Source organism: Nonomuraea sp. NPDC052129, assembly GCF_040680095.1.
GTDB lineage: Bacteria > Actinomycetota > Actinomycetes > Streptosporangiales > Streptosporangiaceae > Nonomuraea.
Genome location: NZ_JBFAVX010000037.1, coordinates 115,496 through 135,371, shown reverse-complemented (window position 1 = coordinate 135,371; position 19,876 = coordinate 115,496). Strand labels below are relative to the sequence as shown.

At 67.4% G+C, this 19,876-nt stretch carries 25 protein-coding genes and 1 pseudogene; 10 read left to right on the top strand and 16 right to left on the bottom strand.

Going from position 1 to position 19,876, the window contains the following annotated elements:
• Window positions 1-156 precede the first annotated feature (156 nt).
• Window positions 157-807, bottom strand: a complete 651-nt coding sequence (locus tag AB0L53_RS49035) for a TetR family transcriptional regulator (RefSeq protein ID WP_364010611.1) — start codon at window positions 805-807, stop codon at window positions 157-159.
• A gap of 130 nt (window positions 808-937) precedes the next feature.
• Here AB0L53_RS49035 and AB0L53_RS49030 point away from each other — a divergent pair, with 130 nt between their 5' ends.
• Both AB0L53_RS49030 and AB0L53_RS49025 read left to right on the top strand, forming a co-directional pair.
• On the top strand, window positions 938-2,161 hold the full coding sequence (locus tag AB0L53_RS49030; protein WP_364010608.1) for an FAD-dependent monooxygenase: 1,224 nt from the start codon (window positions 938-940) through the stop codon (window positions 2,159-2,161).
• 25 nt (window positions 2,162-2,186) lie between these two features.
• Window positions 2,187-2,906, top strand: coding sequence for a helix-turn-helix domain-containing protein (locus tag AB0L53_RS49025; RefSeq protein ID WP_364010605.1), 720 nt, complete (start codon window positions 2,187-2,189; stop codon window positions 2,904-2,906).
• Between the two features lie 16 nt (window positions 2,907-2,922).
• On the opposite strand, the gene AB0L53_RS49020 is transcribed toward AB0L53_RS49025, so the two are convergent.
• Together AB0L53_RS49020 and AB0L53_RS49015 are read right to left on the bottom strand one after the other, a co-directional pair.
• Window positions 2,923-3,417: a 2'-5' RNA ligase family protein gene (locus AB0L53_RS49020; protein ID WP_364010602.1), complete on the bottom strand. Its 495-nt coding sequence runs from the start codon at window positions 3,415-3,417 to the stop codon at window positions 2,923-2,925.
• A 299-nt stretch (window positions 3,418-3,716) separates the two neighbouring features.
• Window positions 3,717-4,286, bottom strand: coding sequence for an RICIN domain-containing protein (locus tag AB0L53_RS49015; RefSeq protein WP_364010599.1), 570 nt, complete (start codon window positions 4,284-4,286; stop codon window positions 3,717-3,719).
• Between the two features lie 429 nt (window positions 4,287-4,715).
• On the opposite strand from AB0L53_RS49015, the gene AB0L53_RS49010 reads away from it, so the two are divergent.
• Complete coding sequence (locus tag AB0L53_RS49010; RefSeq protein ID WP_364010596.1) at window positions 4,716-5,894, top strand: hypothetical protein; 1,179 nt, start codon at window positions 4,716-4,718, stop codon at window positions 5,892-5,894.
• A 204-nt stretch (window positions 5,895-6,098) separates the two neighbouring features.
• Here AB0L53_RS49010 and AB0L53_RS49005 read toward each other — a convergent pair whose 3' ends face one another.
• From AB0L53_RS49005 to AB0L53_RS48980, 6 genes are all read right to left on the bottom strand, one after another.
• Window positions 6,099-6,233, bottom strand: a complete 135-nt coding sequence (locus AB0L53_RS49005; protein WP_364010593.1) for a hypothetical protein — start codon at window positions 6,231-6,233, stop codon at window positions 6,099-6,101.
• Window positions 6,234-6,416: 183 nt separating this feature from the next.
• On the bottom strand, window positions 6,417-6,929 hold the full coding sequence (locus tag AB0L53_RS49000; protein ID WP_364010590.1) for a hypothetical protein: 513 nt from the start codon (window positions 6,927-6,929) through the stop codon (window positions 6,417-6,419).
• Between the two features lie 612 nt (window positions 6,930-7,541).
• A complete protein-coding gene (locus AB0L53_RS48995) occupies window positions 7,542-8,378 on the bottom strand; it encodes an alpha/beta hydrolase (RefSeq protein ID WP_364010587.1) in 837 nt (278 codons plus the stop codon).
• On the bottom strand, window positions 8,375-8,812 hold the full coding sequence (locus AB0L53_RS48990; protein WP_364010585.1) for a MarR family transcriptional regulator: 438 nt from the start codon (window positions 8,810-8,812) through the stop codon (window positions 8,375-8,377). The genes AB0L53_RS48995 and AB0L53_RS48990 overlap by 4 nt, the downstream gene beginning before the upstream one ends.
• A gap of 71 nt (window positions 8,813-8,883) precedes the next feature.
• Window positions 8,884-9,378, bottom strand: coding sequence for a DinB family protein (locus AB0L53_RS48985; RefSeq protein ID WP_364010582.1), 495 nt, complete (start codon window positions 9,376-9,378; stop codon window positions 8,884-8,886).
• A gap of 19 nt (window positions 9,379-9,397) precedes the next feature.
• The gene (locus AB0L53_RS48980; RefSeq protein ID WP_364010579.1) at window positions 9,398-10,063 is read right to left on the bottom strand and encodes a class I SAM-dependent methyltransferase; all 666 of its coding nucleotides are present in this window, start codon (window positions 10,061-10,063) and stop codon (window positions 9,398-9,400) included.
• Window positions 10,064-10,196: 133 nt separating this feature from the next.
• On the opposite strand from AB0L53_RS48980, the gene AB0L53_RS48975 reads away from it, so the two are divergent.
• From AB0L53_RS48975 to AB0L53_RS48950, 6 genes are all read left to right on the top strand, one after another.
• Window positions 10,197-10,787, top strand: coding sequence for an XRE family transcriptional regulator (locus AB0L53_RS48975; protein WP_364010576.1), 591 nt, complete (start codon window positions 10,197-10,199; stop codon window positions 10,785-10,787).
• A gap of 172 nt (window positions 10,788-10,959) precedes the next feature.
• The gene (locus AB0L53_RS48970; RefSeq protein ID WP_364010620.1) at window positions 10,960-11,148 is read left to right on the top strand and encodes a winged helix-turn-helix transcriptional regulator; all 189 of its coding nucleotides are present in this window, start codon (window positions 10,960-10,962) and stop codon (window positions 11,146-11,148) included.
• Between the two features lie 88 nt (window positions 11,149-11,236).
• Window positions 11,237-11,578, top strand: coding sequence for a hypothetical protein (locus AB0L53_RS48965; RefSeq protein WP_364010574.1), 342 nt, complete (start codon window positions 11,237-11,239; stop codon window positions 11,576-11,578).
• 125 nt (window positions 11,579-11,703) lie between these two features.
• Window positions 11,704-12,054 carry a family 43 glycosylhydrolase gene (locus AB0L53_RS48960; RefSeq protein WP_364010571.1) on the top strand — a complete coding sequence of 117 codons (351 nt, stop codon included), beginning with the start codon at window positions 11,704-11,706 and terminating at the stop codon, window positions 12,052-12,054.
• A 156-nt stretch (window positions 12,055-12,210) separates the two neighbouring features.
• The gene (locus AB0L53_RS48955; RefSeq protein WP_364010568.1) at window positions 12,211-12,459 is read left to right on the top strand and encodes a hypothetical protein; all 249 of its coding nucleotides are present in this window, start codon (window positions 12,211-12,213) and stop codon (window positions 12,457-12,459) included.
• A gap of 74 nt (window positions 12,460-12,533) precedes the next feature.
• Window positions 12,534-13,511, top strand: a complete 978-nt coding sequence (locus tag AB0L53_RS48950) for a LacI family DNA-binding transcriptional regulator (protein ID WP_364010565.1) — start codon at window positions 12,534-12,536, stop codon at window positions 13,509-13,511.
• Here the strand turns inward: AB0L53_RS48950 and AB0L53_RS48945 are convergent.
• From AB0L53_RS48945 to AB0L53_RS48915, 7 genes are all read right to left on the bottom strand, one after another.
• Complete coding sequence (locus AB0L53_RS48945; RefSeq protein ID WP_364010562.1) at window positions 13,508-14,290, bottom strand: hypothetical protein; 783 nt, start codon at window positions 14,288-14,290, stop codon at window positions 13,508-13,510. The genes AB0L53_RS48950 and AB0L53_RS48945 overlap by 4 nt on opposite strands.
• A gap of 58 nt (window positions 14,291-14,348) precedes the next feature.
• The gene (locus AB0L53_RS48940; protein ID WP_364010561.1) at window positions 14,349-16,739 is read right to left on the bottom strand and encodes a glycoside hydrolase family 2 TIM barrel-domain containing protein; all 2,391 of its coding nucleotides are present in this window, start codon (window positions 16,737-16,739) and stop codon (window positions 14,349-14,351) included.
• Between the two features lie 13 nt (window positions 16,740-16,752).
• Entirely contained in the window at window positions 16,753-17,388 is a 636-nt protein-coding gene (locus tag AB0L53_RS48935; protein WP_364010558.1) for an MFS transporter, read from the bottom strand.
• Entirely contained in the window at window positions 17,385-17,918 is a 534-nt protein-coding gene (locus AB0L53_RS48930; protein ID WP_364010555.1) for a hypothetical protein, read from the bottom strand. Before AB0L53_RS48930 ends, AB0L53_RS48935 begins: the two co-directional genes overlap by 4 nt.
• A 215-nt stretch (window positions 17,919-18,133) precedes the next feature.
• Window positions 18,134-18,454, bottom strand: a complete 321-nt coding sequence (locus AB0L53_RS48925; protein ID WP_357655454.1) for a GYD domain-containing protein — start codon at window positions 18,452-18,454, stop codon at window positions 18,134-18,136.
• A gap of 135 nt (window positions 18,455-18,589) precedes the next feature.
• Window positions 18,590-18,832 carry an RICIN domain-containing protein gene (locus AB0L53_RS48920; RefSeq protein ID WP_364010551.1) on the bottom strand — a complete coding sequence of 81 codons (243 nt, stop codon included), beginning with the start codon at window positions 18,830-18,832 and terminating at the stop codon, window positions 18,590-18,592.
• Between the two features lie 2 nt (window positions 18,833-18,834).
• On the bottom strand, window positions 18,835-19,509 hold the full coding sequence (locus AB0L53_RS48915; protein ID WP_364010548.1) for a hypothetical protein: 675 nt from the start codon (window positions 19,507-19,509) through the stop codon (window positions 18,835-18,837).
• A 126-nt stretch (window positions 19,510-19,635) separates the two neighbouring features.
• Here AB0L53_RS48915 and AB0L53_RS48910 point away from each other — a divergent pair.
• A pseudogene (locus AB0L53_RS48910) lies at window positions 19,636-19,752 on the top strand (ATP-binding protein); the annotation flags it as partial.
• Window positions 19,753-19,876: the final 124 nt, after the last annotated feature.

The following is a 19,876-nucleotide window of genomic DNA, read 5'->3' as shown; positions in this document are numbered from 1 at the left end:
GGCATGTCCATCGAGATGCGTGACACCGACGAGGACGTCTTCCGCGCCGCGGAAGAGCTCGGCATCGATCTGTCCCGGCGTGAGCCGAGCAGCGTCGAAGAGATCTGACCGCTTACGACTTCTGGGCGCCTGGTAACTCACTGGGCGCCCAGAACGTCAGCGTAGTGTCGGCAGGCCCGCGAGGAACGCGGCGATGGCGCGTTTCAGCGTCGGGAGGAACGGCGGGCGCCCGGCGGCGATCCCCGGCTCTTGCGCGTAGAGCTCGGCGAGCACCGGGGGCGGATGGGCCATCGGGTAGAGGAATCCGGCCAGCCCGGTGGCCGCCCCCACCAGCTCCAGGCCCTCGCCCTCTGTCAGCTCGGTGGCCCGCGCGACCTCGGCCCCGACGTCGGCGCCCACACCGAGGAGCACCATCTTGAAGGCGCGGGCCGCCTCCAGCGACACGTTGTGCTCCAGGCTGGCCGCGGCGTAACCAAGTAGGTCGCACATGAGCGGCCGCGCCTCCAGCGTCTCGGCCAGCGCGTCGACCACGTCGCCCGGCCCGGCGGCGGAGCGCAGCCGCTCGGTGACGGCCTCTTTCCAGCCCTGCCACTCTTCGGCGGCGAGTTCGAGATAGATCTCCTCGCGCGTGCCGAAATAGCGCACCACATTGGACTTCGCCAGCCCGACGGCCGCCGCCACGGCGCGCAGGCTGACCGTGCGTACGCCCGACCGCAGGGCGAGCTCGCGTGCGGCGGCGAGGATCGCCTCGCGTCGCTGTTGCTTGTGCTCCGGCCGCCTGGCCCGGAGAAACTCCGACTCTCTCATTTTCCCCGCCAGCATAACGGCCCTCGTAACAGACCACCGTCCGCTTGTTACAGGGCTGACTGACCGCTAGAACCATTTTGGTCAGTTTGTCGGCTAGAGTGATGGCGGACACGACAGGAAGGGAGCCGTCATGGCGGACGCGGTCAGGCATGGGCGGGCACTGGTGGTCGGGCTGGGGATCGCGGGCATCGCCACCGCGCTGCGCCTGCGGCAGGTGGGCTGGGAGCCGGTGCTGGTGGAGCGGGCCCCAGCGCGCCGCTCGAGCGGCTACTTCATCATGCTGTTCGGCGCCGGGGTCGCTTCGGCGCGGCGGCTGGGCGTACTGGACGCGATTGGCGACCGCGGTCATCCGGAGCTCGCCGTGTACGAGGTCAACCGGGCCGGGCGCCGCACCCCCGGCATGAGCCCGACCGAACTCCCGAACCTGGTCAGCAAGCCCCGGCAACTGCTGCGCGGCGACGTGGAACAGGGACTGTTCTCCGCGCTGCCGGACGATGTGGAGATCCGCTACTCCACCGTGCCCACCCGCATCACCCAGGACGACTCCGCGGCCGAGGTCACCCTGCACGACACCGCCGCCGACACCACCGTCACCGAGCGCTTCGACCTGGTGGTGGGCGCCGACGGGCTGCGCTCCACCGTGCGGAGGCTGGTCTTCGGCCCCAAGGACCACCTGCGTCCGCTGAACTACATGGTCGGCGCCACCGCGCTGAATGAGCCGGTCGCGGGCTTCGGCCTGCGCGAGGGCCTGATCCTGGCCGAGCCGGGGCGCTCGGCGTGGACCTTCCCCTTCGCCGACCACGCGCCGAGCCTGATGTTCTCCTACCGCACCGATGACATCGACGCCGAGTTCGCGCGCCCGCCGATCGAGTCCATCCGCGCCGCCTTCGGCCCGCGGCCCGCCGGCCCTGTGCTGGAGAGCCTGTTCACGGCGTTCGAGCAGGCGCCGGACCACCTGTTCGACTCCGTACACCAGGTCAAAATGCCGAGCTGGCACCGCGGCCGGGTCGTCCTGGTCGGCGACGCCGCCTGGTGCGTCACCCTGTACGCGGGCATGGGCGCCTCCAGCGGCATCGCCGGCGGCGAACTGCTGGGCACCATGCTGCAACGCCACCCCGGCGACCTGCCCGGCGCGCTACGGGCGTGGGAGGCCCGGATGCGGCCGTTCATCCATACCGAGCAGGACAGCGCGTACATCATGCGCAGGATCTTCACCCCGCACGACCGCAGGGAGCAGATCATGCGCACCGTGATGCTCCGCCTGATGAACCGGCCGGGCCTCGGGCAGGCCATGGGCAAGATAATGAAGGGCCCAGACTTCACGAACAAAGAGTTCGACGTCGCCGCCGTGTGACGAGCCATGGAAGAGGACGACTCCGGTGAGCCAGCTGATCGAGCACCAATCGCGCAAAGCCGCCCGCATCCTGGACAGCGCGCGCGAGTTGGTGCTCGACCACGGCGTACGCAAGGTCACGGTCAGCGAGATCGCCCGTACGGCCGGCGTCGGCAAGGGCACCGTCTACCTCTACTGGCCGGCCAAGGAGGACCTCATCCTCGGGCTGTTCGCCCGCGAACTGCTGACCCTCGTGGACGAGATCATCGCCCGCATCACCGCCGACCCCGCCGTGGTGCAGCCGCGCCGCCTGGCCCCGCTGCTGATCCGCACGGCGGAGAAACTCCCGCTGGCGTCCCGCCTCTACGGAGGCGACCCCGACCTGCTGCGGCTGCTCACCCAGCAGGCCGGCGACCGCGAGTTGTTCGCCCGCACCAGGCCCAGCGCGCTGTGCAACGCGGTCATGCCGATCCTCCACCGCCACGGTCTGACCCGCCACGACCGGCCCTGGCCCGACCAGGCGTACACCGTGCACGCCGTACTCACCGGATTCGGCATGGCCATGTCCGACCCGGCCACCGCCCCGCTCGGCGTCGACGACCCTTACGAGGTACTGGCCGACACCGTGGCCCAACTGCTCGAACCGCCGGTCGCTCCGGGCGAGCCGGGCATCACCGCGGCCGCCGCCGACACCGTCGCCGTCTTCCGCGAAACCAGGGAAGCCGTGCTGGAGCTCATCGAGCGCAGCCAGGTCACCGGAGAATGACCGCGCATGCACTAGATCAGCCGAGCAACGGGAACTCGGTGTGCTGGTGCCAGCGGTCGCCGTCGCTGACGAACAGACTGACCGACGACACGTGGGCCGTGACCGGCAATCGTGGGGTGATCGCGGCTTCCACCTCGTGGAACACCTGGGCCTGCTGGCCGTGGGCGACCGTCAGATGCGGGATGACGTCCGCGAACTGTCCGCCGTACGGTGGCGCTTCGGGCCATCGCGCCGCGACGGCCTCGGTCAGGGCACGAAACGGCTGCTCGGGCGTCGGCGCGAGATAGAGCACGTCAGGGAAACGCCGACACGTCTCGAACCGGACGGCGAACGGGCTGTGCTCGCCGATCAGCGCGGTCAAATCGTCGATGACCGCGGACCCGACGCGATCGATGTCGAGGAAGGGGAAAAGCACCGTCACATGCGCGGGAATCCCCGCACTCGCGGACGAATCGAGACGCCGCCGCCAGCTCCCGACCAATGGCTCGGCTTCCCGCACCGCCGCCAGCAAAGCCGTCTCGCCTACTCGGTACGGTCCTGAAGCGTCATCTGACATGGCCGGATGATCTCGAACTAGTCGGCAGGTTCGCCACCCATATTCCGGCCACGGCCTGCCTCGAGGTCGCTGCGACGCCGAGACGGTGAGCGCGGAGCCAAGCCCATGCCGGTCCGCCGTGTCCTGCGGTCCCGGACCATGCCCGGGACCGCTCAGGAGTTCTACGCTCTGCTGATCGCCTATCAGCTCATCTGGATCGCGATCGCCGACGCCACGCAAGCACGACCTTGGCCTAAAGGGGTGCGTGAAATCTGTCAGCTTGTGAATCCGTAGGTCGATGGCCTGTTCGGGAGCAGCCACTGCTGGTCAGGGTTACCGTGGCAGTCCCAGAGCACCAGCCAGGTGCCGTTGGTGGTGCTTCCTCTGTTGGCCAAACCGACGCACTTGTTAGGGGCGGCGAGGCTGCGAATGGCATAGGCGCTGCCCCCGACATTGGCGAACTTCCACTGCTGGTCGGGATGCCCGTGGCAGTCCCACAGCACGAGCGGAGTGCCGTTGTCGACGCTTCCGCCGTTGGCCAAACCGACGCACTTGTTGGTGGCGGCGCGGCTGCGGATCGAAGCGTCGGCATTGCCATGCCAATACTGGTCGACATGATAATGACAGTCCCACACCACGAGCAGAGTGCCGTTTTCGACGCTTCCGCCGTTGGCCAGGCCAATGCATTTCGCGCTGCTACTGGCATTACTGCGAATGTAGGTCGACGGGTAATTGTCGGCGTGGGCGGCGGTCGCCGGCCCGAGCGTCAGGGCCAGCGCGGCGGGGATGGCGAGCAGCGAACGACGCACGATTTCCTCCGAAAGCCTTGGGAAGTTTTCTGTCACGACTGTCGCCTAACCAACGGCGGGAGGGGCATCCCCAGCTTTAGGGGTGACTGGTAGCGGATCAGCTGCTTCACAATGTCGCGCTGGCCTACCTCATTTGGGGACGTCGGCTCGACCACCATCAGAGCGTTGGCCGTTGAGCCCGGTCCCGCCGAACCAAGCCGGTATCTCCCGCGAAACAAAACGTCGGGATGGAGGGGATCAGGAGCCGCGGGGGTCGGGAAACCGATCCAGCGCAGCAGGGTCATCCGGGCTTCCGAGATTCCGCATCCCATGTGACGATCGCTGAGAACGCTTGCGCACCAGGTGAACCTTGATCATGTGCACGGCGTCGTATTCGTTGTGGATCTTGCCAGGGCTTGTGGGCTGCGCGTCGCCGCCGCAGCCGTCACCCTATTGTTCACCCTCGGTGGTCTCGATCAGCTGGCTATGCCTGCGCTGCCGATGCCCAAGGACGCGGCGGCCTCCGTCGAGGAGATCGCTGAGCGACTGCGGGGCCGCGCGAACGATGACGTCGACCGCGGCCTGGGGGACATCGGCGTCACCTACGCGCCCTACGCACTGAGCTTGAACGCCCCTTTGTTGCACTGGTGCTGGCCGGAACAGGGGCAGGGCGTCGAGGCGCGGCTGCCACCCGAGGGCGTGCCCGGCTACACCGCGCAATTGCACGCCGAGGAGGTGGCAAGGCCGTTGGAGGTACGGTTCTGGATCACCTCGCCCGCGCAGGCGACCCGCTTGGTCGCGGCAGCCCGGCGCGGCACCGAGCAGTGCGATGATCGCCCTGACTATGCGCTCAGCGAGGTGGCCGATTTCGACCGCCGGGGATGGCGTGGCACGCAGGCCCTGGTCACCACGGAGAACTGGACGGAGTATGGCGACTCGGGCGCCAGGGCGACGATCGTGGCCGCCCGTGGCGCGCTGCTGGCCGAAGTGTCGTGGGACTGGGAATTCGAGGCGGGCGGCCTACCGGGTCGGCCGCCGCTGCTCCAAGGCGCCGCAGTGGCAACGTCCGTGCTGGCCGCCGTAGGCGGTGCCCCCACCAGCCCCGCACCGTCCAGCGCCGCCCCCGCGGCCTCAACAGCGATAGCCGCGGCCCTGCCCCCGCCGTCCGTGTACGGCCAGGACATGGCGCCGTGGTCGAGCCCTACTGATACCGACCATGACTGGATCTGCTCACTGGCTTTCAACGAGAACGTGTACGGCAGCGCGCCCGCCATCACGCGTCGCCTGATCGGTGAGGTCTCCGTCCGCGAGGACGTGCTGTTCCTGCCCGATGAGCAGAGCGCCGAACAGGCGCGCGTCCGGCCACTTCTTTGGGCCGGACCAGGCGAGAGCGGGGGAAGGAGCTGCGACTTCCGCGACGCGCTCTTCAAGAATGTCCGCCCCCGCGTCGAGCCCTTCACCAGGGGCCCATGGATTGGCGAGATCGAGACCTTGGCCGCCGGTCAGGACTCTGTCACGCACGTCGCGGTGTCCGTGCGGCGGAGCTCTACTGTGGTCTATCAACGCTGGCAGGGCCCCTCCGGGACCGATCCGGCCGCCGCTCTGCGCAGAGGCCGCGCCGCCCTCACTCACACACTCGATCTCCTGTCCACCGCTGGCGGGTGAGTACAAGGCTGGCGCGCCTCCCACGCCGTCCTGATCAAGCACGATCTTGTCGAGAATCGAACTTCGTCGTACGCGAGGACCTCCCACTGGCGCACCTCGGCCTGCTGGCGCACGGTTCCGGTCTCGACGATGGCCAGGTAGAACACCGACTTCCCCCAGGCGAAAGCACCTCACCCGGGCATCCTCACGCGGGCCAGCCCTCGATCACTGGCCTTCGGCCTCCTGACGCTCCTCTGGGGTGGTCACGAAGCTGCCCATGCCGGGTTCGGTGCGAATCAGGCCGTCCGCCCGCAGAGCGCGCATGACCTTCTGACCGGTGGCGTTGGCGATCAGATCCACGAAACTGTCCCATCATCGACGAAGGAAGCATGGAGAGTCTGGACAGTTCTGCTGTCAGGGGCTGCCCGGTAGACAGGCGTGGCGGCGTGGGATCTGGAGCGACGCCGCTGGCACGTCCCCCAGCGTGTTGGTAGTGCGGATGCGTGTGCCCCTCGGGTTATCAGAAACGACGGCCGGTCGTCATCAGGAGCGCGATAGAGAACGCGTTCTTGCCTGGACTGCGAGATCGCGGGCCAAATGGGCGCGGCGCAAGCCACGCGAGCGCAGGTAGCGGACATCCTCAGTGGTGTCGTACATGAGTTGGACATGGAAGTAGTTCACGTGCTCCAGCACGGCGAACAGCCCAAACCCCAGGCCGGGCCAGCTTCCTGCCCCCGGATCGACCACCACCGCCCAGAGGATGAACAGTAATCCAGCGACCAGCACGGCAACGTTACCCCTGCGGGCGACCACGAAGGCGCCGGCTCCTGGAAGGGACCTCTTTCGCATGGCGATCTGGCGGCGCTTGGCCGACCAATACCCGGCTCCTTCCAGCAAGAGAAGCGCGAACAACGCGAAGCCCACGCCGTTTCCCGCGGTCACCGGAAGCCCCACCACGCCGAACCAGATCACCGCCTGCAGCGGGATGTTAAGCAACTCCAGCCAAACCAGCGACCGTAACCGTCGTTGAGCCCAAGCGTGAGAACGATGATCCATCTAGCGACTATGTCAGGCCAGCCCTCGCCTGGTCCAGGCGGGCGACACCCGCGAAGAGAAGACGGGATCTTTAATTTCGGCACCTGGAAACATTTACGCGAATGGGCCGGCAGTCCCGGCTCGAATAAATACTTCTAGACCTGAAACAAATTTGCTGAGAAATCCCCCGAAGGTTGGAGCTACTATGGCGGGTCCACTTGCGGCGCCGAGAGGATGGCGATAGCAGCCGTCACGGATCTCTCCCGGCGCAAGGAGGTACACCGGCGCTCCTTCTGGAACAGGAACTGCGTAGAGGGGGTCCGATGAAATAGCCATTCCAGAAGTCGGGCAACGAGACGCGGGCGATTACAGCAAAGAATCTGCCTATCTCGAACGGAAGGCGGGAAGGGAATTCCGCCGCAAGGACTGCGGCGTTCTCGCGACTCGAGGCGGCCTCTATGACATTCTCGTCCGGCGGGTATCCGTACCTTTCCTCGAAGGTCGATAGATGCTCACGAATTAGCGGGAGCAGTCGTTCCTGAAGTTCGATCGCTTCCATCACTACCTTCTCCACCAGAAACCGGTGATCAGCCCGCTTGCGACGGTCGGCTGCTTCTGCCGGCCGCGAAAATGTCAAAGGAGGAACGCCAGAGCCCGCTCGGCTACAACGAGGGCTGATTTCCCTTCAGGCCCGAAATGGTTGAGGCCGTCCAAGGTTTCGAGCGTGACGTCAGGCAGGGTGTCGCGTACGGCGTCGAACTCCTCCCTGCTCGCGCGCGAGCTGCGGCCCCCGCAAAGGAGCAGCACCGAAGCGGTAACGGCCGAGAACGCGGCAAGCCGGCCCTGTAGGGCTGCGACCTGCTCATGCTCGGCCAGATTGGCCTCCAGAAGGGGCCGCATCCGCTGCCAGCTCGGCCCTCGGAATCCCACCCGTAACGCCATGCGCAGATACCAGTAAGGCAGCTTGGTCAAAAAGGCCGGCGCGCCGCCCGAGCCTCGGATGAAGTGGACGAACGCGCCATAAGGATCACCCGCGGCCAGCCGCTCCAGGTAAGGAGCCATCCAGCCGGTGGGGACAGGACCGGCAGGCACTCCCGGCTCATACACCGCGATGCGCTCGAACACCTGGAACGACCGTGCGGTCTCAAGGACGACGAGTCCGCCGTAGCTGTGACCGAACGCCAGCCGCGCCCCGGTCTCCGCCTGGATGGCAAGGAGGTCTTCTACCTCCTTGCCTAAGGAGTACTGGTCTCCCTGAGGGCCGCTGGCGCCACGCCCCCGCCGCTCGGCGAGATACACCGTGAAGGAGCGGGCCAACACCGAGGCCAACGGGAGGTAGTCCTGCGAGGTTCGCAGAGCGCCACCGAGCACGATGAGGCCCGGCCCAGCGCCCATCGTCTGATAGCTGATCCGCGTACCGTCGGCTGAGAAGACCGCGCGCACCGGCGGGGTCGGGATGCTCTGGCTCACTTGGTCCCCTCCCGCTCCACGTGGTCGAACGTCGCCAACAGCTGCGCGGTGTGCTTCGCGTACTCGTCGTACGGAACGCCGCTGTGTGTCACGAGTGCGGCCAGCCGTTCTTCGAACCCCTGCTGGACCGAGGACACCAACTGCTTCCCCTTGTCCGTGAGGCTCAGCCGTCGGCGGCGCCCCCCGCCCGGGTCGGGCTGGACGTCGAGAAGTCCCTCGGCGGCAAGGATGGCGGTCATCCGGCTCACCGATGGCTCGGTCACGCCGAGGCACTCGGCAAGGGCCCGTTGTGTCGAGGCGCCCAGCTCCCCTACCAGGGTCAGCGCCAGGAAGCGGCTGTAGGACACGTTGTACTGCGCCCGCAGGATCCGGTCGGCCGCCCGGTCCAGGCGGGCGGTGAGGACATGCAGGTTGAAACTCAGATTGCGTTCCACCCTACTAACTTAACATTCTAACTTAGAACTGCAAGTTGCAATCCAAGCGGGCACATGGCACCACGCGCTGGTCAGCGGCCCGTCGATCCGTCGATCTGTTCGCGGAGGATGTCGGCGTGGCCGGCGTGCCGGCCGGTCTCTTCGATCATGTGCGCCAGGACCCATCGCATCGATGGCGCCGGCCCTGGGCGCGAGGGTCGCGGGGCGGGAAGGGCCAGGTCTGGGCAGGCGTCGATGACCTGGTTCGCTCGTTCGACGGTCTTCCGGTAGTCGGCGAGTACGCCGTCGACGGTGTCCTCCGCGGACGGCCGCATGGTCGCGGGCCAGTCGCCGGCATCCTCCCCGAGGAAGTAGAACCGTTCGACGAACGCCAGATGCTTGACCAGCCCCAGAAGGTTGGTGCCCGAGGGCACTCCGGCCGTACGGACCTGCGGTTCCGGCACGCCCGCGACCTTGTCCGCTATCGCGTTCCGCAGATAGTCGAGGAAGCCCCGCAGGGTGGCCTTCTCGTCGGCGCCGGTCCGCGGCGGCGTGGTGTCCTTCGTCCGTGTTCTGGATCGCTGCATCGAGTCACTCCACTGTGGTTCAGACGGTTCGTTGGACGAGCAGGATGTTGTCGATGACAGTTGCGGTCTCACCTGCGGGTCCGGTGGCCTGGCGGCGGGGCATGTCGGCGCGCAGGACGGACCAGTGCGCGGGGTCGAGATCGAGTTCGGCGGCGATCTCGGTGGGTGTGGGGTAGTGGATGTCGGGGTCCTGGTTCCATGACCAGGGCGCGGTGGAGCCGTGGTCGACGATCAGCAGCAGACCGCCGAAGCGCAGGGCCTGTGCGGCGGTGCGCAGGACTTGGCCGCGGAGCAACGGGAACGGGGTCTGGAAGTACTGGGCGGAGACGAGATCGAACTGGCCGGCCGGGAAGCTTCTGGCCAGATCGTGCTGTTCGGTGGCGACCCGGTCCGGGATGCCGAGATCGCGGGCGCGTTCCCGTACCCGTTCGACGGCGGTGGTGGAGATGTCCACGGCGGTGACGTGCCAGCCCTGCTGGGCGAGCCAGATGGCGTCGCCGCCGGCGCCGCAGCCCAGATCGAGGGCGGCGCCGGGGCGCAGCGGCGCGGCGATCTCGGCGAGCAGCGGGTTGACGCGTGCGTCCCAGGTACGCCGGGTGCGGTAGTGCCGCTCCCAGAACAGTTCGGCGTCCTCGTCCGCCTCGCCCTGGTCGGCGGTGGAACGTCGGCTTCGGGTGGAATCCATCAGATTTGCCCCTTCGTCGTACGGCGTGCCGAGCGTGACCGATGCGCACCTTCGGCGCCGGTGATGTACGACAGGATCGCCACCGCCGCTTCCAACTTGCAAGAAAAGTTGCGGATCCGCATTATCGGGAGGCATGGACAACCCCGCAGAAGACGTGTTGGCCGGAGTTGGGCCGCGTCTACGCGCCCTGCGCAAGGCGCGGAGCACCACGCTGGCGGCGCTGGCCGACGAAACCGGCCTCACCGCGAGCACTCTGTCCCGTCTCGAGAACGGCAAGCTCCGACCCACGCTGGAGCAGCTACTGCCTCTGGCCCGGGCGCACGGCGTCCCGCTCGATGATCTCGTCGCGGCGCCGCCCACCGGCGACCCGCGTATCCATCTGCGACCAGTGCGGCGATCCGGGCTGGTGATGGTGCCACTGACCAGGCGGGCCGGTGGCATACAGGCGTACAAGGTGATCTATCCACCCGCCGGCCGAGCACCCACGATGAACCCGCGGACCCACGAGGGATACGAGTGGTTCTACGTCCTCAACGGACACGTCAGGTTCGTGCTCGGCGAGCAGGAGTTCCGGCTCGGCGTCGGCGAGGCCGCGGAGTTCGACACCCACGTACCGCACTGGATCGGCAGCAGCGCCGACGGCCAGCCCGCGGAGGTGCTCACCCTGTTCAGCGCGCAGGGTGAACGCGCCCATCTGACACCGACCAGGCCTTCGCAGGGATAAACCATCGGGCGACATCGGTGGCGGTGCCCTCGATGTGTACGGGACGGCCGTCACGATCCGTCCCGTCGATGACCCAGTCGACGATCAGCAAGGCGATGTCACCGGCGGTGTAGACGTGTCGCGGCCGAACGGTGATCGGCAGCCCGAGACTCAAGAATCGCTCATTGGCGGCATGGGCCCCCTGTCCGATCGGCTGGCGCACCTGACGGAAGCCGGTGTGCTCGCTCGCCACCGTCAGCCTGGCTGGCCGCCCCGGGTCTCCTACACACTCACCGCAGACGGGCGCCGCCTCGGCCCCGTTCTGCAAGCCCTATGGGATTGGGGCGCGGAGCACCAGCTCTCTTCGACCGAATCCCGATAGCGCCCCACCCAAGATCTACGGCCAGCGCATGACCGACCAAACAGTACCGACCTTGTCGTGATCGCTTGCCTATGCTTACGTGTTCGGAATGAGCCGTGATTCCGATGCAGGCAGGCTTCTCGAAGCTGTGCCGGCGCAGGTGAACCCGGCAGGCGGAAAGGCGAATCACCTCCCGCTGCTCCTCGCCCTGGGCGCGATCCCTCTTCTGCTTGCCAACTTTTTCATTGTTGCCACGATCCTGGGACGTGACTGCACCCTTCTCTATGCGGGCGGCAACATAACGGAATGTGCTGGCGGGCTTTCGGAGGAAGAGATGAGCGCCGCGTCGGGACTGATCGCGCTGGTGCTACTTGTCATCCAGATAGCGCTGATCGTCCTGGTGAACCGGCGCAGGCGCTCCCGCCCGATGCGCGCATCGGAAGCCGGCTAGCCGGCACTGAGCGACCTGACCCTCGACGAGATCCAGATCCGCGACCCGTTCATCCTCAACGACCGCTCGACATCGACCTACTGGCTCTACGGCAGCACGGACCAGAACATCTGGTCCGGCCCGGCGTGGGCTTCGACGCCTACCGCAGCTCGGACCTGCGCACCTGGGAAGGTCCGTTCGAAGCGTTCCGCCCGCCCGCCGACTTCTGGAGTGAGGGCATGTACTGGGCGCCCGAGGTGCATGAGCACCAGGGCCGATGGTTCATGTTCGCCACCTTCACCGGGCCCGACGGCTACCGCGGGACCCAGGTGCTCGTGGCGGACACGCCCGAGGGCCCCTTCGCGCCGTGGAGCGACGGCGCGATCACTCCGCGGGAGTGGCAGTGCCTCGACGGCACCCTCTTCGTCGACGACACGGGCGACCCCTGGCTCGTCTACTGCCAGGAGTGGACCCAGATCCGTGACGGGGCGATCTAGGCTCAGCGCCTCACCAGCGACCTGCGCCAATCGGCCGGCACACCGGTCTTCCTCTTCAACGCCTCCGAAGCCCCGTGGGCCAAACCTCTCGACCACTCTGCGACGTACGTCACCGACGGCCCGTTCCTCTTCCACCTCACCAGCGGGCATCTGCTCATGCTGTGGTCCAGTTTCGGCGAGCAGGGGTACGCGATGGGCATCGCCCACTCCACGTCCGGGCAGGTCACCGGGCCCTGGACACAGGAGGAGCGGGCGCTGTGGTCCGCGGACGGCGGCCACGGCATGATCGTACGGCTCCGCGACGGGAGACTCGCGCTCACCCTGCACCAGCCGAACACCACTCCCGACGAACGGGCGATCATCCACCTGCTCGTCGAGCACGAATCCACCATCGTCCTCGCCTGACCTCTGATTACACGCGTTACCCGTCAGGTCCTACGATGAGTCCTGCCAAGGAATGCGATCGATGAGAGGACCGCATGCCCGTCAAGCGGATCACCAGTTCGGACGTCGCCCGGGCCGCCGGTGTCTCCCGTGCCACCGTGAGCTTCGTGCTCAACGACAAGCCCGGAATGCGCATCACCGAGGAGACCCGGCGCCGAGTCCTGGAGGCCGCCCGCGAGCTGGATTACCGTCCGCACGCCTCCGCCCGTTCCCTGGCGGCCGGCCGCAGCGACGTCGTGCTCCTGGCCATCCCCGACCTGCCCATCGGGGCGGGCATCAGCCGCTTCGTCGAAGAGCTGGCCACCGCGCTGGCGGCCTACGGCCTGACGCTGGTCACCCACCTCGCCGCAGCACACGGCCGGTCACTACCTGACGTGTGCGCGGCCGTCGACGCCTCCGTGGTCGTCGGCTTCTCCTCCTTCGACCAGGACACCGTCCAGGCTCTGCGCCGTGCCGGCGCCGATCTCGTGCTCCCCTCCGAGTCCGAGGACGCCTCTCCCATGCGGCACCTGGGCCGCCTGCAGGCCGAGCACCTCATCAGCCGGGGCCATCGACGCCTCGGCTATGCCCTGCCAGGCCACCCCGCCTTCCGGCAGATGGCCGACGAACGCCTGCAAGGCGCCACCGACGCGTGCGTGCGGGCCGGGCTCGAACCTCCCGTGGCGCTGACCGTACACCTGGAGATCGCCAGCGCGGCGCAGGCCATCACCGGATGGCGCGAACAGGCGGTGACCGGTGTCTGCGCCTTCAACGACGAGACCGCGCTCGCCGTACTCGCCGGCCTGCACGACCACGGCCTCGCCATCCCCACCGACATGGCCGTCGTCGGAGCCGACGACATTCCCACGGCACGCCTGGCGGCCCCGCCACTCACCACCGTCTGCTGGGACCTGCACGACGTGGCCCGCCACCGCGCCGCGACGATCGTCACCAGCCTCGCCGGCGCGGGCCAGGCCCCCAGTCACATCGACGCCTCGACCCATCCGCACGTCGTCCAACGCTCATCCACCTAGGGCCATGCTTGGAAGCCCTCGTGCTGGACGGTCCAGCTCCCGTCGCCAGGGAAGCCCGGACACTCGTCGGTGTCCGCGCTCTCCCACCCGGCGACCATGAGAGAGACAGCGGTGAGGAGAGCCCCGTTGGCCGGTAGGTAGAGGGGCAGAATGCTGCCGATCTGCGGGCTGTGTCCGGTGGCCAGGTAGGTGTTCTTGGCGGTGTCGGTGAGGAGGGCGTCCACGGCCAGGTCGGGGCGGCCGAGGCGGGTGGCGGTCATGGCCATGACGGGGAAGTCCCAGCCCCAGGCGCTGTTCCAGTCCCAGTGATCGCGGACGTCGAGGAGGGTGGCCTCCATGACGGCGGGGTCGATGAGCGGAGCCTCAGGGACGACGCCGAGGGCGCACAACATCGAGGGGTGGTCGTCGCGGCGCAGGTACGGTTCCGTGGCGATCGCCGAGTAAACGCCCTTCTCCTGACGTGGCAGAGCCAGGTGGTCCTGGATGTGCTGCCAGTGCTCGTGCCGTTCTAGGCCGAGGCGTTCGCGCCAGCGCTGGGCGATCTCCAGGCCCCACCACCGCTGACGCGGATCGGTGAGTACGGCGGGGTCGGTCTCTCCCGGCGCGCCTGCCTCGGGTCTGAGGAGGAGCCCGATGCGGCCCAGGTCGAGCCGGTGCGGGTTGATGTGCAGCCAGGTTCCGGCCTGGTACTCCCGGCTGACGTCGCCGCCCATCATCGCGGTCATGTCGAACTTGTCCGGGTACTGGACCGGCCCGCGCGAGGTCTCATACGTCGACATCGCGTCGGCCAGCACGAAGCCGTCGGGGTTGGGCGGCGGACCAGGGCTTCACGGTCGATCATGAGGGTGACTCCACGGTGATGATGATCTCGGCCGGGTCGCAGTCCGGGGCGGAGGCGAGCAGCCGGATCTTGCCCGGTCCGGTGGGACGGACGACGGCCAGGGCGCGACCGTCGTAGGTGCGGCGTTCGGTCGCGTCGAAGCGTTCCTCGGTGGACGGGTCGGCGCTGCCGAAGCCGATGAGCGCGCCCGCCCCGGAGACCGCCAGACGCACCTCACGGTCGGCCGAGGTATAGAGGGTTCCGTCGGCATCGGTCAGGGTGAGGGTGATGTGGGCGAGGTCGCCGCCGGTGGCCGAGATGACGGGCCGGTCGTCTTCGGCGCGAAGTTGCACGGGGCCGATCGCGGAGCGCAGCACGTCACGGCCGCTCTCGACGCCGTCGCGGTAGGCGATGGCCAGCACCTCGCCCGGCTCGTATGTTGCTTCGAACGCGGCGCGGAAGCGGTCCACCGGGCGGCGGCCGAGGGAGCGGCCGTTGAGGAGGACTTCCACCTCAGCAGCGTCGGCGTAGACCTCGATCGTGATGGGTGCGCCTTCGTGGCCGGGCCAGGTCCAGCTGGGCAGGGTGTCGCTCCATGCCCAGGGGCTGCCGATGAAGGTCTCGCCGTGGTGTTCGGGCCGCCACACCGCCAGGTAGGGCCGGGTGCGCAGGCCGAAGACGATCTCGCGGTAGTAGGAGGCGGGGCGGCGGTGGCCGGTGATGTCGATGTCGCCGCAGCCGGCCAGCAGGTACGGGTACGGCGCCACGTGCGTGGGCGTCGAGCCGTACTGGGGGCGGCCGATGCCGACCTCGCCCAGGTAGTCCCAGCCGGTCCAGGTGAAGTCGCCGATCACCGTGCTGTACTGCTGGACCAGGGCCCAGTTGCGGTCGATGCGGGTGGGGAAGGTCTCGGTGCCCAGGATGATGCGGTCCGGGAACCTCTCGTGGTCGAGGGCGTAGCGGCGGTCGGAGTAGTTCATGCCGGCGACGTCGAGCACGCTGTAGGACTCGGCGGTGCGCTCGGTCACCACGTCGGAGACGGCGACGGCGTTCATCATGTCCCCGGCGTCGGCCATCAGGGTGTTGATGCCCGCCGCCTGCTCTCTCAGGGAGGCCAGCTCGGACATCACGGCGAGCATGTTGTTGATCGCGTTGGTGACGTACCGGGTGCCGTCCAGGACGCGGACCTTCTCGGCGAGCTTGCGGGCCCAGGCGGCGCCGGAGGGGGTTCCGGTCTCGGGGATCTCGTTGCCGATCGAGTACATGATCACGCTGGGATGGTTGTAGTCCTTGGCGAGCATCGCCTCGACGTCGCGCTCCCACCACTCGGGGAAGCTCAGGCTGTAGTCGTACGGGCTCTTGGCCGAGGTCCACATGTCGAACGCCTCGTCCACGACCAGCATCCCGAGCCGATCGCAGGCCTCCAGCATGGCCTTGCTCATCGGGTGGTGCGACATCCGGATCGCGTTGAACCCGGCCTCTTTCAAGATCCGCACGCGGCGTTCCTCGGCGCGGGCGTGAGTGGCCGCGCCCAGCACGCCGTTGTCGTGGTGAACGCAGGCGCCACGCAACTTGACGCTCTCACCGTTGATCCGCAACCCGTGCACGGGATCGAGGCGCAGCGACCGGATGCCGAACGTGACCCGCTCGGAATCGAGACCCGCCAGCGTCACGTCGCACGTGTACAGGGCGGGGTCAGCGACGCTCCACAGGTCGGGTTCGCGCACGTAGAGCCGCTGCCGGGCGATCGCGGACTCGCCGGGCAGCACGGTCACCGTCGACCTGCCGATCGCCACCACGGTCCCGGCGGCGTCGCTGATCTCGGTGACAAGGTCGGCCGTGCGGATCTCGATCGAGTCGTTGACCACCGTCGTGGCGACCTCGACCACCGCCCGTTCGGCGTCGATGTCCGGCGTCGTGATCCGAACGCCGTCCGGGATGATGCGGACCACCTCGCCGACCAGCAGCCAGGTGTCCCGATAGATCCCGGCACCGCTGTACCAGCGCGAATCCTGGTGCGCACGGGCCTCGACACGGATCTCGTTGTCCTGCCCGAACCGCAGAAACCGATCGGCGTCAATACGGAAGAGCGAGTAGCCGTAGGGCCGCTGGCCCGCGTAATCACCGTTGATGAACACGGCCGCGTCCCGGTAGACGCCCTCGAACTCGATGACCACCCGCTGGCCCCGGTGCTCCTCGGGCACGAAGAAAATCTTGCGGTACTCGTACACCCCACCCGGGAAGTAAGCGCCCGCACCACCCTCCTCAGAGGGCACGCGAGTCTGCTCGATCATGGCATCGTGTGGCAGCGTCACCTCCCGGTACGGCACCGTTTGGCCGGACAGTTCGGCGAAGGGGTTGGTCTTCGGCCGTACCTGCCAGTTGTCGTTGAAGGACGTGCGGATCACGCGTACTCCTTGATTAGCGAACGGACTTGACGCGCAGCAGGACGACCAGGCCACCGGCCACGGTGAACGCGGCCGCGATGAAGTACAGCAGGGCGTAGTTCTTCTCCCCGCCGGTGGCGCCGATCGCCAGGAAGATCGGTGCGATGAGGGGCGCGATGCCCTGCGCGACCGTGTTGGCGAAGCCGTAGATGCCGGTGTAGCGGCCGGCGTCGGCCTCCCGGTCGGGCAGTACGTCCAGCATCAGCGCCTGGTCCACGGCGGAGAACACCCCGATGCCCAGGTTGCTGAGCACCGCGCCGACGATGATCAGTGGGATGCTCGGGGAAAGCGCCATGACGACCCCGCCCGTGGCGAACACGCAGGCGCCGACCAGCACGAACATCCGGCGGCGGCGCAGCTTGTCGGACAGGAAACCGCCACCGATGGCGCCGGCTACAGCGGCGAGGATGCTGCCGCCCGCGATGCCGGCGACCAGGCCCGCGACCTCTTTCACGCTCACGCCCATCCGGGCGGCCAGGAAGAACGCGGTGAAGGTGGAGCTGAAGGTCAGGCCCGACATGAACAGCAGTTTCCCGAGCCAGTTCCAGGCGAAGTCGGGGCTCTGGCGCGGGCTGAAGATGTACGTGCGGGCCAGCGCCGAGATGGTCACCGGAGGGGCGCGCAGATCAGCTCGCTGTGGACGCGCTCGAAGTAGTAGTAGCCCTTGCCGTCGTACGGGTCCACGACCAGGTCGAAGTCTCCGGCGCTCATGCCGAGCGGCCGCAGGCCGGTGCGCACGATCCGGTACGGCCCTTCGATGGCGTCGGCGACCAGCACCGTGGATTCCTGGAACTCCGGCCCCATGATCTTGAGCCAGCAGACGAACCGGCCGGTCCGCCGGTCATGGATGATGTGAGGCCGATCGACCTGTTTGGCCGGGTGGAGCGGGCTGGCGGGGTCGTCCGGCTCGGGCGGGATGATCAGCCCGCGGTCTTCCCATTCGTACAGATCGCGGGAGGCGTACAGGCGCACGCCCCAGTGCCAGATGCCGCTGCCGGGGACGGTCTTCTCCTTGTTCTCGCCGTACCAGTAGAACGTGCCGTCGACGTACAGGATGGATCCGCCGTGAGCCTGGATTCGCACACCGTTGGTGTCGAACCAGGGGCGGCCCGGGCGGATGTGCGGGTGGGGGTCGAGCACGTACCGGTCCTTCCAGCAGATGATCCGCTTGCGACGTCGTTTACGCGCGCAACCAACGCGCGTAACCACGTTAACAGCAAGCATCGTGGAGACGGCAAGACGTGGCCCCGTAACGAGTCCGCAACAAAGCGATAGGCCCGTCACCACGTTTCCGCTGGTGACGGGCCTCTAGAACCGTCCTGCTGGTGCCCGCTCCCCAGGCCTGGAGAGATCCGTCAGGCGCCAGGAGCCCGGTATGCCACCTCCATCCGCGCGGCATCGTCGATCTCCTCTGGCGTCAGCAGGACCGCCGTCTTCGTTCGTACCGCCCCGGTCGCCGATATCGTGAGCCCCACAGCGGCCGAAGCCGCGTTGCTCGGCAGCTCGACGATCACATACGTGTCCGTCTCGCCGAAGGCGAAATACATCTGCTCGACCCGTCCACCGACGCTTTCCGCCATGCGCTCCACCGCTTGCCGGCGTCCAGTGCCGCCATCTCGCAACACTCCTTTGAGGCCATCCGCGGTGTAGGTCGCCTGGATCATGTACTTGGGCATGGTCGAGTCCCTCTTCTCGTACCGCCACCCTGCGCTGGGGCGGCCATTGCGGTCACGAGGTCGAAATTCTCGGCTTAGGGCGACGGTAATCCCTCCCTCTGTACTGGTTTTCCCCTGCCGCAGTCTTCGTTGGGCTCAGCCGTAGTAGTCGCGGATTTCCCAGAAGCGGGAGGGGTGGCTGTCGCAGGTGTACTGGACGGCCTCGACGTTGTTCTCGGTGCTGACGCCGCCGGCGATGGTCAGGCACTTGCCCGTCTGCCAGTTCACGAGCTGGACGTTCGACGCGGCCCAGACGGCCCTGGACGACGGCGCGGCGGATGCCGGGGTGGCGGTGGTCGCGCCGTTCAGTGTCTCCCAGAAGACCAGCCGAGCGTGCACAGTCAGTTCCGGGCCAGGAGAAACCTCGCCGCCAGTTCGTCGGCCAACTCAGCAATGTCTCGAGAGCCGTCGACATCCAGCACCGGCAAATCCTGCTTGAGAGCTTGGCGTCGTACCTCGTCGTCCCAGAGCTCGTCGCGGCCCAGCCGATTCGCCATCGCCTCAGCGTGGTCGCAGTTTCCCCAGTTGGCTCGTGCTCGAGCTGGGTCAGCGAATCGGGCGCCCAATGCATGGCGCCGGAATTCGGGCGTTGGCCGCAGAAATACAGCTTGCTCGCGCCACTTCAGCAATGGTGCGACGTGTTCGGGCAGGCTACGGAAATCGTCGACCAGAACGGGGCGGTCGGTTGGCAGGGTGAGCAGGTCTTCGATGACGAGTCCGATTGTCTCGCCGTGCAGACTGGGCATGCTCTGGAAGATCTCTTCCGGCGTGCGGCCCGTCCATCTCTGTTCCAGGGGTGTTTGCAGCAGTGCGCACATGTACGGATGTCGCTGCGGGGAACACCGCTGGATGTAGTGACGTTCGGCCAGATCGCCGTCATAAACGACCACATCATAGCGTTCGGCCAAGACCTGGCTGAGGGTGCTCTTGCCCGCACCGGCGCCTCCGGCGATCCAGCGGACATGCGCGAGCCGACGGACGAGATCAGCAAAGTCATGTTCGTTCAGGCTGGTCATGCCCGTCAGTCTCACAAGATTGACCAACTAGAAACAGTCTTGTTCTCGTGTCCCTTGCCGGTGAAGACTGAAGGAGAGGGACGGTTTGTACATGCCGCCGTCCGACTTCGTCGTAGCCCCGTGGCTCTGCCAATAGACCGCGACGAAGCCAACCTGGCCTTCCAGATGATCTCCAAACGCTACGAAAAGGGCTCGATCATCCTGACCTCTAACAAGGCCTTCAGCAAAGCGCACATGTTCGCGTGAACCTGTGGCAGGCCACGCCGAAACATCACATGTTTCCCGAGGCCGCCTCGCGGAGGGTGACCTCGCGGGGACCGCTGTTTGGGCCAGTGACAGTACCGTTTTCGGGGTCCGTAGCCGGTCG

Excerpts from the sequence above, each read along its gene's own strand:
- AB0L53_RS49035 (WP_364010611.1), bottom strand. The coding sequence starts at position 807 with ATGAGAGAGTCGGAGTTTCTCCGGGCCAGGCGGCCGGAGCACAAGCAA.
- AB0L53_RS49030 (WP_364010608.1), top strand. The coding sequence starts at position 938 with ATGGCGGACGCGGTCAGGCATGGGCGGGCACTGGTGGTCGGGCTGGGG.
- AB0L53_RS49010 (WP_364010596.1), top strand. The coding sequence starts at position 4,716 with ATGCCTGCGCTGCCGATGCCCAAGGACGCGGCGGCCTCCGTCGAGGAG.
- AB0L53_RS49000 (WP_364010590.1), bottom strand. The coding sequence starts at position 6,929 with ATGGATCATCGTTCTCACGCTTGGGCTCAACGACGGTTACGGTCGCTG.
- AB0L53_RS48985 (WP_364010582.1), bottom strand. The coding sequence starts at position 9,378 with ATGCAGCGATCCAGAACACGGACGAAGGACACCACGCCGCCGCGGACC.
- AB0L53_RS48980 (WP_364010579.1), bottom strand. The coding sequence starts at position 10,063 with ATGGATTCCACCCGAAGCCGACGTTCCACCGCCGACCAGGGCGAGGCG.
- AB0L53_RS48975 (WP_364010576.1), top strand. The coding sequence starts at position 10,197 with ATGGACAACCCCGCAGAAGACGTGTTGGCCGGAGTTGGGCCGCGTCTA.
- AB0L53_RS48970 (WP_364010620.1), top strand. The coding sequence starts at position 10,960 with ATGGGCCCCCTGTCCGATCGGCTGGCGCACCTGACGGAAGCCGGTGTG.
- AB0L53_RS48965 (WP_364010574.1), top strand. The coding sequence starts at position 11,237 with ATGAGCCGTGATTCCGATGCAGGCAGGCTTCTCGAAGCTGTGCCGGCG.
- AB0L53_RS48955 (WP_364010568.1), top strand. The coding sequence starts at position 12,211 with ATGCTGTGGTCCAGTTTCGGCGAGCAGGGGTACGCGATGGGCATCGCC.
- AB0L53_RS48950 (WP_364010565.1), top strand. The coding sequence starts at position 12,534 with ATGCCCGTCAAGCGGATCACCAGTTCGGACGTCGCCCGGGCCGCCGGT.
- AB0L53_RS48945 (WP_364010562.1), bottom strand. The coding sequence starts at position 14,290 with ATGTCGACGTATGAGACCTCGCGCGGGCCGGTCCAGTACCCGGACAAG.
- AB0L53_RS48925 (WP_357655454.1), bottom strand. The coding sequence starts at position 18,454 with ATGCCCAAGTACATGATCCAGGCGACCTACACCGCGGATGGCCTCAAA.
- AB0L53_RS48915 (WP_364010548.1), bottom strand. The coding sequence starts at position 19,509 with ATGACCAGCCTGAACGAACATGACTTTGCTGATCTCGTCCGTCGGCTC.